Genomic DNA, 14152 nt, shown 5'->3' with positions numbered 1-14152 from the left:
AGGGGGCCTTTCTTTTTGCGCTGTCGTTTTCAGGATACCTATCTGCAATTTGGCGCAGTTTATGCATATATTGCCCAAGGTGTAACCGGTATCCATGGGCTTGCGCTCCTATCGGTTTCAAACCTCACTCTTTGTTCCAAGGAAACTTTAATGACTGATTTGCACAAGCGTTCATTGATCAAGGTCGCCGCACTGACGGCTATTGCCTCGGCCGCTCTCGTGGGCTGCGGCAAGAAGGAAGAAGCAGCTGCGCCGGCAGCAGCCCCCGCTGCCGCTCCTGCGGCCGCTGCTCCCGAACCTCTGAAGATTGCTTTTGCTTATGTCGGCCCGGTGGGCGACGGTGGTTGGTCCTTTGCCCATGACCAGGCCCGCAAAGCCCTGGAAAAAGAGTTCGGTGACAAGATCAAGACCAGCTATGTGGAGAGCGTGCCCGAAGGTGCCGATGCCGAGCGCGTGCTGCGCGACATGGCCTCGCAGGGCAACAAGCTGGTGTTCGGTACCACCTTCGGCTACATGGACGTGATCCAGAAGCTGGCCCCCGAATTCGCCGATGTGAAGTGGGAACACGCCACCGGCTACAAGACCGCCGCCAATGTCAGCACCTATGACAGCCGCACTTACGAAGGTGCCTATCTGGCCGGCATCATTGCCGGTGGCATGACCAAGTCCAACACCCTGGGCGTGGTGGGCTCGGTGCCTATTCCCGAAGTGATCCGCAATATCAACAGCTTCACCCTGGGTGCCCAGTCCGTGAATCCCAAGATCAAGACCAAGGTGGTCTGGGTCAACGAATGGTTCAGCCCTCCCAAGGAGACCGAAGCTGCGACCAGCCTGATCAACGGCGGCGCCGACATCCTGTTCCAGAACACCGATTCGCCGGCGGTGCTGAAGACGGCCGAGGAAAAGGGCAAGCGTGCCTTCGGCTGGGATTCGGACATGACGGCCTACGGCCCCAAGGCTCACCTGGGCTCGTCCATCATCAACTGGGCGCCTTACTACATCGACTCCACCCGCAGCGCGCTGGAAGGAAAGTGGAGCAGCCGCCAGACCTGGTGGGGCGTCAAGGAGGGCGTGATCGACATCGTTTCACTGGCCGACGACATTCCTGCCGACCTCAAGGCAAAGGTTGAGGACGTGAAAAAGGGACTGAAGGAAGGTACATTCACCATCTGGAAGGGCCCTATCACTGGCCAGGACGGCAAGGAACTGATCGCTGCCGACAAGGTTGCCGATGACGGTTTCCTCAAAGGCATCAATTTCTACGTCAAGGGCGTGGAAGGCAAAGTGCCCGGCGGCGACGCCAAGTAAGCACTGCGGATCAGGCATCGCGCCGCCTCGTCGCACCGATTGCGGCCTGTGGCGCATGTCTTCAAGGCAGACCCCGGGTTTGCCGGGTAGTGTTGGCTGTTAACAGTCGTCCAGACACGACTTGCAGCGACAGGGCCGCCGCAGAGCGGCCCTTTGTATTTCGATAATGACGAGTATCCCCATGACTGAACGTACCCTCTGGCATCCTGTTGCCCAATCCTCCGAGGTGGTGAGCGCGCCGTTTTCCGTGCTGCTGCTGGAACAGCCGCTGGTGCTGTGGCGCAATGCCGAGGGACTGGTGCAGTCCTTCGTGGATCGCTGCCCGCATCGCGGTGCACGCCTGTCCATGGGGCGCGTGGAGAACGGACATCTGGAGTGCCCCTATCACGGCTGGCAATTCTCCTCCGGTGGCCAATGCGTGAAAGTACCCGCCGTGCCCGATTTCACTCCCCCCGCATCGCAGCGCGTACGGGCCTTCGAGGTGCAGGAAGCCTACGGACTGATCTGGGTGCGCCTGGAACCTTCCGACAGCCAGCTGCCCGTGTTCGCTGCCGAGACGGATGAACATCTGCGCAAGGTGAACTGCGGGCCTTACGATGTGGCGGCCAGTGCACCGCGCATCATCGAGAACTTCCTCGACATGTCCCACTTCGGCTTTGTGCACGAAGGCTGGCTGGGCAGCCGCGACGCCACGGCCATTGCCACTTACAAGGTGGAGAGCACCTCCACCGGCGTGCTGGCGACAGGCTGCAAGGCTGTACAGCCCCAGTCCAATCTGCACTCCACCCAGGCGGCCGAGGTGGAGTACACCTATGAGGTGACCGCCGCCTACACTGCCGTGCTGACCAAGATTCCCGAAGAGGGCACTTCCAAACAGGGCTGGCGTGAGCAGATCGGCCTGTTCATCTGCCCTGTCACTCCCGAAACCAGCCGCGTCTGGTTCCGTCTGGCGGTCGCGGACTTCGAATCGACCGATGAGCAGTTGCAGACCTTCCAGCACACCATCTTTGTGCAGGACCAGCCGGTGCTGGAGTCGCAGCTGCCCAAGGCCCTGCCGCTGGATCCGCGCGCAGAAATGCACTCGGCGGCCGACCGCATGTCGTCGGCTTATCGCCGTTTCCTGAAGGCCCAGGAGATCGCCTTCGGAACCTGCTGAGACAGGCCTGCCCGGCCTGGCGTCCATGCGGCTCGCCGGGAGGCCGCGCCACTGGCTTGTGGCCGCCAGGCCGAAGTCACAGACTCGTCGGGGCTGGCCATATGGCTTGAGCTGCGCCGGTTTGGTAGGCTAGACATTGAATGGCGCGTAGCGCCAAGGAGAATAAAGATGAACACCGTGCCTGCCGTAGATGTTTCCCGTCTGCCGGAGCTGCTGCGAGCCATGCCCAAGGCCGAGCTGCATATGCATATCGAGGGTTCGCTGGAGCCCGAACTGATTTTTGCGCTGGCGCAGCGCAACAAGGTGGCTCTGGCCTATGACAGCGTGGAAGCTCTGCGCGCGGCCTATGCCTTCACCGATCTGCAGAGCTTTCTGGACATCTATTACGCGGGTGCCAGCGTGCTGCTGCACGAGCAGGACTTCTACGACATGGCGCGCGCCTATCTGGACCGCGCCGTGGCCGACAATGTGGTGCACACGGAGATCTTCTTTGACCCGCAGACCCACACCGAGCGCGGCGTGGCCATGGAGACCGTCATCAACGGTCTTTACCGTGCCTGCCGCGATGCGCAGATCGAGCAGGGCATTTCCTCCTCGCTGATCCTGAGCTTTCTGCGCCATCTGAGCGAAGAAAGCGCCCTGCAGACGCTGGAGGCCGCGCTGCCGCTGCGTGACCGCTTCATCGGCGTGGGGCTGGACAGCAGCGAGCTGGGCAATCCGCCCGAGAAGTTCGAGCGCGTGTTTGCGCGCTGCAAGCAACTGGGCCTGCATCTGGTGGCCCATGCCGGGGAGGAGGGGCCGCCCGCCTATATCTGGGGTGCTCTGGATGTGCTGAATGTGGAGCGCATCGACCATGGCGTGCAGTCAGAGCAGGATGCGCTGCTGATGCAGAGGCTGGTCAAGGAGCAGATTCCGCTGACGGTCTGCCCTTTGTCCAATCTCAAGCTCTGCGTGATCAAGGACCTGGCCGATCACAATCTGCCGCGCCTTCTGGCGGCCGGGCTCAAGGTCATGATCAACTCGGACGACCCGGCCTATTTCGGCGGCTATGTCAACGAAAACTACACCCAACTCTTTGCCGCCACGGGAATGGGTGCACCCGAGGCCTACCAGCTGGCGCGCAACAGTCTGGAAGCGAGCTTTGCCAGCGAGGCGCAGAAGGCTGAATGGATTGCAAAGCTGGATGCAATCTTCGCGCAATTTGCGGCTTGAAAATAGGAGCTTCCAGCGCTTGCTAAATGTGGGTTTCAGATGGTTTTCTATCTGAAATCGATGAATATCAGGTGCTGGCAGCTCTTTTTTATCAGTGGCTTGCTTCAGGAAAACTGGGCCTTGATGCGCTCAGCCAACTCTCCCAGCGCTGCAAAGTCCGGCTCCTCGCGCTTCCAGACCACGGACAGGCCATCGCCCTCGAAGCGCGGCAGCACATGCAGGTGAAAGTGAAACACCGTCTGCCCCGCAGGCGCGCCATTGGCCTGGAAGATATTGATGCCGTCGGGATCGAAAGCCTTGTTCACCGCAGCCGCCACGCGCTGGGCCGTCTGCATCACGGCGCCGGCTTCCTCGGGCGTCAGCTCCAGCAGATTGACGGCATGGCGCTTGCTGGCTACCAGCACATGGCCTCGTGTGGCCTGGCCGATGTCCATGAAGGCGATGGTCAGATCGTCCTCATAGACCTTGGCCGATGGAATCTCCCCTTTGACGAGCTTGCAGAAAATGCACTCGCCAGGGGGCGAGTGGTCTACAAACATGGGCATGACGCTCTCCTTTTTTATGGTTCAAGCGTTCTATCTTAGAGGCTGAGCGGTTTCAGGCCCGCGTCGCGCGCAGGCAGCTTGGGGTGATCTCGGCCATGGATGTCGCGCCCAGCATGGCCATATTGCGGTCCACCTCGTCACGCAGCAAGGTGATGGCGTGATGAACGCCCTGTGCACCGCCGACTGCGGCGGCGTACATGAAGGGGCGGCCCAGAAACACCATGCGCGCGCCCAGGGCCACGGCCTTGAGCACATCGCTGCCGCGGCGAATGCCGCTGTCCATCATCACGGCCGTGCGGTGGCCCACGCGGTCCACCACATAGGGCAGCATCTGCAGCGGCGCGACCACGCCGTCGAGCTGACGGCCGCCGTGGTTGGAGACCACGATGCCTTGCGCGCCGATATCGGTGGCCATCACGGCATCGTCTTCGTTGAGGATGCCCTTGATGATGAGGTTGCCTTTCCAGCGCTGGCGAATGCGTTCGATGTTCTTCCAGTTCAGGTGATCACGGCCCGAGGTGTCGCGGATGGCGGTGCCCGACAGCAAAGGCGCGCCGCGCGTGGCAAACGAATTCTCGAAGTGCGGCATGCCGTGGTTGATCAGCGTGCGCAGCATGGTGCCCACCATCCAGCGCGGGCGGGTGATGCCGTCATAGGCCAGGCGCAGCGAGGGGCGCAGCGGCATCGAGAAACCGGTGCGCACATTGTTTTCGCGATTGGCCCAGACGGGGATGTCCACGGTGATGACCAGGGTGCCGAAGCCGGCAGCCTCGATGCGCTCGATCAGGCCGTCGATGCGCGTGGTGTCGCCGGGCAGATAGGCCTGGAACCAGGTCGACGGTGCGGCCTTGGCGACATCTTCCATGGGGATTAGCGAGGTGCCGCTCATGATGGCGGGAATGCGGTTGGCAGCCGCCGTCTGTGCCAGCACCAGATCGCCACGGTAGGCATTGATGGCGCTGATTCCCACGGGGGCCACGCCGAATGGCGAGTCCCAGGTCTGGCCGAACAGCTCGACCTTCTGGTTGCGCTGCGACACATCCACCATGACCCTGGAGCTGAAGCCATATTGCAGGAAGCTGTCACGGTTGGCCTGCAGCGAGACGCAGTCTTCAGCCGCGCCGGAGACATAGCCAAACAGAGGGCGGGGCAGGTGCTTGCGTGCGGCGGCCTCGAAGTCATGCAGCGACAGAATGTTCTGCAGACGACGGGGAAGCCCTGCGCGTTGGCCGTAGGCGGCTTGCGCTTTGGGGGCGGAGGCTGCGTTTGCAGCAGGGGCTTGTGACGATGCCATGGTAGGGCGCCTCGGGAGCGAAATTCAGGGGTTTAACTGGCTGCGCCCCCGCACACTTGCGGTGCACGGGGGCGTGACAGAAACATCAGGTGTTCAAGGTTTACTGAGCGAATGTACCGCGCTGACGCATCAGCTCGCGGTGCAGTTGCTCGTTACGCTCGAACGGTGCGCGGCCATGCACATAGAAGTAGTTGTTCAGAACCACCAGGTCGCCAGCGGGCAGGCTGACGGTGCGGGTGCCGGGCGAATTTTCCATCGATTCGGACAGGTTCTGCAGATATTCGGCTTCGGCGTCGTTGGCGGGCTGCACGAACTGGTCGATGAAGGAGATCGACAGGCCGAACTCGCCGTGGAAGAACACGGGGCGTTCCACGCGCTCGTTCACATTCTTGGAGCCGGGGGCCTTGTACAGCAGGGGCTTGGCGCCCAGCGGGTCTTGCACAAAGCAGTCCAGCTCGCTCCAGTCGTCCAGATGCAGAAAGCGCGACTCGCCGCCCACGGCGTTCTGCTCGTCGAACTTCATCATCAGCAGCCAGTCGGTGGCTTCGGTCACGAAGGTGCCGTCGGTGTGCATGGTGAACAGACGATAGGCCTGGCGCAGATAGGAGTCGCTGGCGTCGGTGTGCTTGACCAGGAAACGTGCGTAGTACTTGTTGGACATGGAGTCGTGGTTGGCCGGGCCCAGGATATGGCCGATGGCGGTGCCGAACTTCACGTAGTCGTCGCTATCCTGGCTCACGCCTTCCAGACCCAGCACAAAGCCGCCATGCTTGCGGTCCTTGATGATGTTCACCAGGGTCTCGCCAAAGTCGGCACCCATGTGGGCCTTCAGGCGGCGCGCCAGATGAAAGCGCATGAAAGGCACGTACTCGAGGTTCTGCACGTCGATATCGCGCACATCGGCCAGGAAGGCGTTGAGGGCTTCGGCGTTCAGGGTCAGCTTCAGCAGGCGGGGATGCTCGGGGTGAGCGGCGATCTCGTAAGCGGCAGGCTGGATCAGTTGCTGGGGAGTAGTAGCGTTCATGGTGGGCGGGTACTTCAATCAGGAATGGTGTGATTGAACACTTCTTGTTTGATACGATCTACGGGGTTAAATGCATTTTTTAATAAGAATTTCAGATTAAATCCATGCTCAGCTACCGCCAACTCGAGCACTTCGTCACCGTGGCCCAGGAGCTGCACTTCTCTCGTGCCGCCGACAAGCTGGGCGTGGCCCAGTCCGCCGTCAGCGTGCAGGTGCAGCAACTGGAACAGCAACTGGGGGTGCGCCTGCTGCAGCGCAACAAGCGCAAGCCCATCACGCTGACCGATGCGGGTGAGCTGCTTTATGACGAAGCAGTGGCCGTGCTGCGCCATATGGAGCGGGCCCAGCAGATCGGGCAGCTGGCGGCCCAGGGCATGAGCGGCCATGTCAAGCTGGGCTATATCTCCTCGTCCGTGACCTCGGGTGTGCTGGCGCGCATGCTCACGCAGTTCCGCCCCGGCCATGAGCAGGTGCACATGCAGGTGCTGGCCATGGAGACGCCGCGCCAGTTGCAGGCGCTGCAGCAGGGCGAGATCGATGCCGGTCTGCTGCGGCCGCGCCGTCGCTACCCCGAGGGGGTCAAGGCGGTCATCGTGCATAGCGAGCCCTTCATGGTGGCGCTGGCCGAGAACCACCCGCTGGCACGCCATGAGTCCATCAGCGTGGCCGATCTGCGCGGCCAGACCTTTATTGCGCCGCAGTTCATCAACGAAAGCGAAGGCTTCGCCGAGGTGCTGGCGCGGCTGGCCGAGACGGCCGGGTTTTCGGCACGCGAGGCCTATCGCGTCAACGACTTCGTCACGGCAACCAGCCTGGCGGCCGCGGGCTATGGCATTGTGGTGCTGCCCGAGTCGAACCGCCTGCTCAATCAGCCGGGCGTGGCCTTCAGGGCGCTGCGCGACTTCAAGGAAAACGTGCACATGGCGCTGGCCTACCGCGAGCGCGAGAACTCACCCGCAGTGCGCGCCTTTCTGGCCGTGGCCAGAAGCTGCGCTGCCTAGTTACGCGGCTGCGGGCAGGGCGGTGTTGCAGCGCAGGGTTTCGGGTGTTGAACTAGCTAAAATGCTAGCTGCTATCGCTTGCTGATATTAGTTTCTGGATATGAATTGAATTGAATTCAATGCATGAAAAGCGCAGTATGCTCTGTTATTAATAGCGAAAGCCCTGGCCTGCGCGCAGCCGTATAGCCTCTATAAGCGCTGCCGTGTTCCGCAGGCGAGAGCGGGCGCGTAAGCTCTTGTCCATGAAAATCTATCGTAGTGCCCTGCTGCGCTTCGCCGATGACGGCCAAGCGGTTTATGACTCCGACGCCTTGCTGGCGATTGCTCCCGATGCCGCGGGCGTGCAGCGCGTGGTGGCTGCGGGCAGCTGGCAGGCGCTGGCCGACCAGTATCTTGAGCGCGAAGGCGTGCAAGTCATTCACCTGCCCGGCAAGCTGCTGGCACCGGGCTTTGTCGACCTGCACATCCACTATCCGCAGACCGATGTGATCGGCGCGCCTGCCCCGGGCCTGCTGCCCTGGCTGGAGAACTACACCTTCCCGCACGAGTCGCGTTTCCACGATCGCGAATATGCCGATGGCGTGGCCGATTTCTTCATGAACGAGCTGCTGCGCAACGGCGTGACCACGGCGCTGGCCTTTGCAACTTCGCATCCGGCATCGGTGGATGCCATCATGACGGCTGCGCAAAAGCGCAGCATGCGCATGATTGCCGGCAAGGTGCTGCAGGACCGCAACAGCCCCGACGGCGTGCGCGACGACACCGAGCAGGGCCTGATCGACACCGAAACCCTGATCCAGCGCTGGCATGGCGTGGACCGCCTGGGCTATGCGATCACGCCGCGCTTCGCGCCCACCAGCACGCCCGAGCAGCTGCGCGGTGCGGGCGAGCTGGCAGCCAGATATGGCGATGTCTGGATCCAGTCCCATGTGGCCGAGAACCTGGACGAAGTCGCCTGGGTCAAGCAGCTGTTTCCCGAGTCACGCAGCTATCTGGCCGTCTACGACGACTTCGGCCTGATGCGCGAGCGCGCCGTCTATGCGCACAGCATCTGGCTCGATGAAACCGACCGCCAGCTCATGCACGACACGCGTTCGGCGGCGGCCATCAGCCCGACCAGCAACCAGTTTCTGGCCAGCGGCTATTTCGACTACCTCAAGGCCGATGAGGCCGGCATGCTTTACGGCCTGGCCAGCGACGTGGGCGGCGGCATGAGCTTCTCGCCGTTTCGCACCATGCAGGCCGCCTATGTGGTGGGGCGCGAGAGCCATGCCAAGCGGGGCCAGAGCCTGTCGCCACAGAACCTGTGGTGGCAGCACACGGCAGGCGCTGCGAGAGCCCTGGGCCTGCAGGGCGTGATCGGTAATCTGCAGCCCGGCTGCGAGGCCGACCTGGTCGTCATCAACCCCGGCTGCACGCCGCTGCTGGCGCGCAAGACGGCCCAGGCGCGCAATCTGGACGAGCTGCTGTTTGCCATGATCATCCTCGGAGATGACCGCCTGATTGAGCAAACCATTGTTTCTCAAGCAAAATAGCGGTCTTGCGCTTGATTTGTGAGCGCACAACGCTATGAAAAATCAAGCGATACAGGATTTCTAATGAGCATCAAGAGCGACAAATGGATCCGTCAGATGGCGGAGCAGCACGGCATGATCGAGCCTTTCGAGCCTGGCCAGGTGCGCCAGGTCGACGGCAAGAAGATCATCAGCTACGGCACTTCGAGCTATGGCTACGACATCCGCTGCGCCCGCGAATTCAAGGTCTTCACGAATATCCACAGCACGGTGGTGGACCCCAAGAATTTTGACGAGAAGAGCTTTGTCGACTTCGAAGGTGATTACTGCATCATCCCGCCCAACAGCTTTGCACTGGCCCGCACGGTGGAGTACTTCCGCATCCCGCGCGACGTGCTGACCGTCTGCCTGGGCAAGAGCACTTATGCGCGCTGCGGCATCATCGTCAACGTGACGCCCTTCGAGCCCGAGTGGGAGGGCTATGTGACGCTGGAGTTCTCCAACACCACGCCGCTGCCGGCCAAGATCTATGCGGGCGAAGGCTGCGCCCAGGTGCTGTTCTTCCAGGGCGACGAGCAATGCGAAGTCAGCTACAAGGACCGCAACGGCAAGTACCAGGGCCAGCATGGCGTGACCCTACCCAAGGCCTGAGGCCTGTTGCTCCGCCAAAAAAGCCCGCTGCGGATACAGCGGGCTTTTTGCTTTCCTGGGCTGCTGGACCAGATCAGGCGGCTGCCGCTTCGAGCGCCGGCCAGTCCAGGTTGCAGTGCGCGCCCACGCTGGCATGGCGCTGCAGCGCCGCGTCCACCATCAGGCTGCACAGGGCCAGCTGGTTGCGCAGTGCAGGGTCGGCACCGCGCCATTGAGCGCGCCACAGCACCAGTTGCTTGGCCGCTGCAATCAGGCTGTGGTTGCTGCGCACGATGCCGACGTTGTGCAGCATGAGCTGCTGCAGCGACTGGCGCATCTCCTGCTGGCTTTCAGTGCTCAGGCTCTTGCCGGGCTTGCGCTGCCTGCCAGGAATGGCAGCAGGCTTGTGCAAGGGCTGCTCGGCCATGCGCAGCGCGGCAGACCTGCCCATGACCACGCACTCCAGCAGCGAGTTGCTGGCCAGACGATTGGCGCCATGCAGGCCGGTGCGGGCCACCTCGCCAATTGCCCATAGCCCGGCCACGGCAGTGCGGCCGTCCACATGGGCCTGCACGCCGCCGCAGGCATAGTGGGCACAGGGCGCAACAGGGATGGGCTGGGTGGCGATGTCTATGCCGTGCGCCGCGCACAGCGCCATGACGCCGGGGAAATGCTGCTCCAGCCAGTCGCGGCTGCGGTGCGTGATGTCCAGCAGCACATGGGGCAACTGGTGGGCACGCATTTCGCCATCGATGGCACGGGCCACGATATCGCGCGGCGCCAGCTCGGCACGCGGGTCGTGGCGCAGCATGAAGCGCTCGCCGGGCTGGCCGTGCCGGTCCGGCAGGCAAAGCAAGGCTCCTTCGCCGCGCAGCGCTTCCGAGACCAGGCCCACGGACCGGCCGCCCACCTGCAAGGCCGTGGGGTGGAACTGCATGAACTCCAGGTCGCGCACGACACAGCCCGCGCGCCAGGCCATGGCAATGCCGTCGCCGGTCGCCGTGACCGGGTTGGTGGTGCTGGGGTAGATCTGGCCCATGCCGCCCGTGGCCAGCACGGTATGGCTGGCCAGCATAGGCTGCTGCCGGCCATCGGCATTGCGCACGTTGGCACCCACGCAGCGCTGCTGCACGTCCAGCAGCAGTTCCATGGCGGTGCAATGCTGTAGCAAGGTGATGTGCTTCAGATGCCGGCAGGCCTGCAGCAGGGTCTGGTGCACGGCCTGCCCGGTGCGGTCGGCCGCATGCACAATGCGCCGAGCGCTGTGACCGCCTTCGCGCGTCAGGTGCAGGCGGCCGTCTGCATCGGTGCTGAAGGGCACACCCAGGGCCTGCAGCCAGGCGATAGCCTGGGGGCCTTGTTCCAGGATGCGGCGCACGGCGCCTTCGTCGCAGAGGCCGGCGCCGGCGATCAGCGTGTCCCGAACATGGGCTTGCAGGCTGTCGGCGGGATCCAGCACGGCGGCAATGCCGCCTTGGGCCCAGGCGCTGGCGCATTCATCGGCACTGCTTTTGCTGAGCACGGTGATGCGCAGTGTGCTGGGCAGGCTGAGCGCCAGCGTCAGGCCGGCCAGTCCGCAGCCGATGATGAGCACATCGCTGCAAGTCTGAGATTGGGGCATGGTGCTTGTCCTTTCTCAGGCCGGACCGAAGTTCTGGAACAGGGCCGCGTCGCGTTCCAGCTCGCCGCTGGCGCGTACCGGCTGGCGCTGGGCAGCGGCAAAATCCAGCATGCGCTGTATGGGCCTGCGGGCGGCCAGGCCCAGCGCCGCATCAAGCTCGATGGCACCGCTGCCTTGCAGCAGGGTCCGCTCCACGCCTGGCAGGCTGTTCATGGCCATCCAGGGGCAGAAGGCACAGCTTTTGCAGCTGCCGCCTGTGCCAGCCGTCGGTGCCGCCAGAAAGTGCTTGCCCGGATAGCGCTGGCGCATGTCATGAAGAATGCCCTGGTCGGTGGCGACGATAAAGGTGTCGGTGGGCAGCTTGCCCACGGCGGCAATCAGCTGGGTGGTGGAGCCCACCACATCGGCCAGTGCCGTGACTGCGGCCGGCGATTCGGGATGAACCAGAATCGCGGCCTCGGGGTGGGCGCTGGCCAGGGCCTGCAGCTCGTCGGCCTTGAATTCGTCGTGGACCACGCAACTGCCCTGCCACAGCAGCATGTCGGCACCGGTCTGTTGCTGGATGTGGCTGCCCAGATGGCGGTCGGGTGCCCAGAGGATCTTCTCGCCGCGTGCGTGCAGGGCGGCCACGATGTCCTGTCCTACCGAAGAGGTGACCACCCAGTCGGCCCGGGCTTTCACGGCAGCGCTGGTGTTGGCATAGACGACCACGGTGCGGTCGGGGTGAGCATCGCAGAAGCGGCTGAACTCGTCGGCCGGGCAGCCCAGGTCCAGCGAGCAGGTGGCATCGCCGTCGGGCATGAGCACGGTCTTCTCGGGGCTGAGGATTTTTGCGGTCTCGCCCATGAAGCGCACGCCGGCCACGATCAAGGTCTTGGCGGGATGGTTGGCACCAAAGCGCGCCATCTCCAGCGAGTCGCCCACGCAGCCGCCGGTATCGCGTGCCAGATCCTGCAGCGCACCGTCGACATAGTAGTGGGCAACCATGACGGCATTGCGTTCCTTGAGAAGAGCCTTGATGCGCTGCGCCGTCTCGCGCTGCTGCTGGCGGTCCTGCTGCGGCAGCACCCTGGCCCAGGCCTGGCCTGTGCTGCACTGGCTGCTGCTGCCCGGTGCGGGCTGGTCGAATTCCACGGTTCTGATCGTCATCGTCTCCATCCTGAGTTGTGCTGTTAAATATTTATACTCAATCTGAGTATTATTAAAACCGCTTTTTTTGAATTTGTCACCATGGAGACAAATTAGCTTGAATGGCGTCGCTTTTCAGTGCCGTCAGTGCTCGGGAAGGTAATCCAGAGAACGGATGGATCGCTTATGCATCAATGACTTGATGCTTCTGAAAAATGAGCAAATGGAGGATGTTCAGGCGGGCTGCCTGAGCAGGTGCTGGCGCAGGGCCAGGCGAGTGGCGGCCAGATCCCAGCCGCCCCAGCCGCAGGATTTGAAGAGTACAGGCTTCGTGGAGCGCGACCAGTCCTGATGCACCACGGCGGCCAGCGTGGGCAGGGGGTCGACCTCGATGCCGGCCTGCAGCAGGTCGCCGGCCTCGTGCGCAGCATCGGCGGTGTCAACGACGATCTGGCCCTGGTGCAGAAAGCGCCGGCACAACTCGGGATCCAGCTCCACCATTTGCGGCGTGAAGGCGCCGACAGCGCAGACAAAGGCATCGGGTCTTGCCGCCTCATGCAGCACCACGGCCTGCGCGGGCGTACAGGTCACGATCAGCGGGCAGTGCCGGGCGGCTTCCTCCAGGTCGTCGGTGATGCGCGCATGCAGACCTAGGTCGCGGGCCTCGTCTGCAAGCCGCTGCGCGCTGCTGGCACTGCGCGAGTGAATCCAGACCTCCTGCGTGCCAAGGCCCTGAGCAAAAGCCTGCATATGGGCGCTGCCCTGCACGCCGGCGCCGACGATGAGCAGGGCGCCTTGAGGCCTGGGGGCCAGGCGGCGCGCTGCCAGCAGCGATACGGCTGCGGTGCGTCTGGCCGTGACGGTGGGGCCGTCCAGAATCAGTTGACGCACTCCGGTCGCTGCATCGAAAACCACGATATCGCCCTGAATGGTAGGCCTGCCCATCCGGGCATTGCCTGGCGTGAAACTGATGAGCTTGGTCATGACCAACTGGCCATCGGTGGCCGGCATGCAGAACAGGCAATTGCCCGCAGCCGTCGGCATGACGATGCGTGGCGGAACCGAGACACTGCAACTGTTTTGCAGCTGGCGCAAGAGTGCTTCGATCTCATCGGCCAGGGCGGACCATGGCAGCAATGCGGCAGTGGCGCGGGCGTCCAGAGACGCTGTCGAGGGCTGGGTCTGGGCATTCATGGGCAGTCTTATGGGGGCAGCGGACAAGCCTCCGAGCTTACAGAATTGCAAGCCCGGCCCGGTGTTGACCGACAGAATGTCGCAGCACGGACGCTTCTGGCGAAGGCTGCCAGCGCGCACAATAGCCACTGTCTTATCCATCGACTTTGTCGTACACATGTTTGGCTTTTCTCCCCGCTCCGGGCAACGCAAGGACCCTACCTGGACACAAGCGCCTTCCAGCCGTGGTCATGGTCATGTCGAGCCTGTCTGGCGGGATGGCGGCTCGGCTGCAAGCTATGAGCCGACCCAGCAGCAGGCGGCAGCACCGCGCAAATCCTCTTCGGCCAAGCTCTGGGCATCGGCCGTCCTGGCGGTGGTGGGCCTGCTGGCAGTGGCCTTTCTGTTTCTGAGCATGGTCGATGTGGTGGAGGAACAGGTAGCCCGCAACCAGCCTCAGTCCACGCCTGGCGTGCCGGGCGTGACCCTGATCCCCACGCCTGCCGGCCGCTGAACACCAGGCCAAACGTCAACAATGCTGCGCTG

General features: G+C 63.1%; 13 protein-coding genes. 7 read left to right on the top strand and 6 right to left on the bottom strand.

Annotated elements, in window-relative coordinates:
- Positions 1-150: 150 nt before the first annotated feature.
- The 3 genes from EIC84_RS17175 (at position 151) to EIC84_RS17165 (ending at position 3676) form a co-directional block, all read left to right on the top strand.
- Entirely contained in the window at positions 151-1308 is a 1158-nt protein-coding gene (locus EIC84_RS17175) for a BMP family ABC transporter substrate-binding protein (protein ID WP_003067156.1), read from the top strand.
- Positions 1309-1489: 181 nt separating this feature from the next.
- Positions 1490-2464: an aromatic ring-hydroxylating dioxygenase subunit alpha gene (locus tag EIC84_RS17170; protein WP_003067157.1), complete on the top strand. Its 975-nt coding sequence runs from the start codon at positions 1490-1492 to the stop codon at positions 2462-2464.
- Between the two features lie 168 nt (positions 2465-2632).
- Complete coding sequence (locus EIC84_RS17165; protein WP_003067158.1) at positions 2633-3676, top strand: adenosine deaminase; 1044 nt, start codon at positions 2633-2635, stop codon at positions 3674-3676.
- Between the two features lie 104 nt (positions 3677-3780).
- On the opposite strand, the gene EIC84_RS17160 is transcribed toward EIC84_RS17165, so the two are convergent.
- The 3 genes from EIC84_RS17160 to glaH form a co-directional block, all read right to left on the bottom strand.
- Positions 3781-4221, bottom strand: coding sequence for an HIT family protein (locus tag EIC84_RS17160; RefSeq protein WP_003067159.1), 441 nt, complete (start codon positions 4219-4221; stop codon positions 3781-3783).
- A 52-nt stretch (positions 4222-4273) separates the two neighbouring features.
- Positions 4274-5515 carry an alpha-hydroxy acid oxidase gene (locus EIC84_RS17155; RefSeq protein WP_003067160.1) on the bottom strand — a complete coding sequence of 414 codons (1242 nt, stop codon included), beginning with the start codon at positions 5513-5515 and terminating at the stop codon, positions 4274-4276.
- A gap of 100 nt (positions 5516-5615) precedes the next feature.
- A complete protein-coding gene (gene glaH, locus EIC84_RS17150) occupies positions 5616-6539 on the bottom strand; it encodes a glutarate dioxygenase GlaH (RefSeq protein WP_003067161.1) in 924 nt (307 codons plus the stop codon).
- A gap of 104 nt (positions 6540-6643) precedes the next feature.
- On the opposite strand from glaH, the gene EIC84_RS17145 reads away from it, so the two are divergent.
- The 3 genes from EIC84_RS17145 to dcd all read left to right on the top strand — a co-directional run bounded on the left by EIC84_RS17145 (position 6644) and on the right by dcd (position 9705).
- Complete coding sequence (locus EIC84_RS17145; RefSeq protein ID WP_003067163.1) at positions 6644-7540, top strand: LysR family transcriptional regulator; 897 nt, start codon at positions 6644-6646, stop codon at positions 7538-7540.
- A gap of 242 nt (positions 7541-7782) precedes the next feature.
- Positions 7783-9075 carry a guanine deaminase gene (guaD, locus tag EIC84_RS17140; RefSeq protein WP_034362447.1) on the top strand — a complete coding sequence of 431 codons (1293 nt, stop codon included), beginning with the start codon at positions 7783-7785 and terminating at the stop codon, positions 9073-9075.
- 63 nt (positions 9076-9138) lie between these two features.
- A complete protein-coding gene (gene dcd, locus EIC84_RS17135; protein ID WP_003052512.1) occupies positions 9139-9705 on the top strand; it encodes a dCTP deaminase in 567 nt (188 codons plus the stop codon).
- Between the two features lie 73 nt (positions 9706-9778).
- Here dcd and nadB read toward each other — a convergent pair whose 3' ends face one another.
- The 3 genes from nadB to EIC84_RS17120 all read right to left on the bottom strand — a co-directional run bounded on the left by nadB (position 9779) and on the right by EIC84_RS17120 (position 13627).
- On the bottom strand, positions 9779-11305 hold the full coding sequence (nadB, locus tag EIC84_RS17130; protein ID WP_003067166.1) for an L-aspartate oxidase: 1527 nt from the start codon (positions 11303-11305) through the stop codon (positions 9779-9781).
- A gap of 15 nt (positions 11306-11320) precedes the next feature.
- Positions 11321-12454, bottom strand: coding sequence for a quinolinate synthase NadA (nadA, locus tag EIC84_RS17125; protein WP_003067167.1), 1134 nt, complete (start codon positions 12452-12454; stop codon positions 11321-11323).
- A gap of 213 nt (positions 12455-12667) precedes the next feature.
- Positions 12668-13627, bottom strand: a complete 960-nt coding sequence (locus tag EIC84_RS17120) for a delta(1)-pyrroline-2-carboxylate reductase family protein (protein WP_003067168.1) — start codon at positions 13625-13627, stop codon at positions 12668-12670.
- A 157-nt stretch (positions 13628-13784) separates the two neighbouring features.
- On the opposite strand from EIC84_RS17120, the gene EIC84_RS17115 reads away from it, so the two are divergent.
- Positions 13785-14120 carry a hypothetical protein gene (locus EIC84_RS17115; protein ID WP_003067169.1) on the top strand — a complete coding sequence of 112 codons (336 nt, stop codon included), beginning with the start codon at positions 13785-13787 and terminating at the stop codon, positions 14118-14120.
- Positions 14121-14152 lie beyond the last annotated feature (32 nt).

The sequence above is a fragment of the Comamonas sp. A23 genome (assembly GCF_004522605.1).
Classification (GTDB): Bacteria; Pseudomonadota; Gammaproteobacteria; order Burkholderiales; family Burkholderiaceae_C; genus Comamonas; species Comamonas thiooxydans.
The sequence above is the reverse complement of the archived record's forward strand: the minus strand, read 5'-3'. Positions and strand labels throughout refer to the sequence as shown.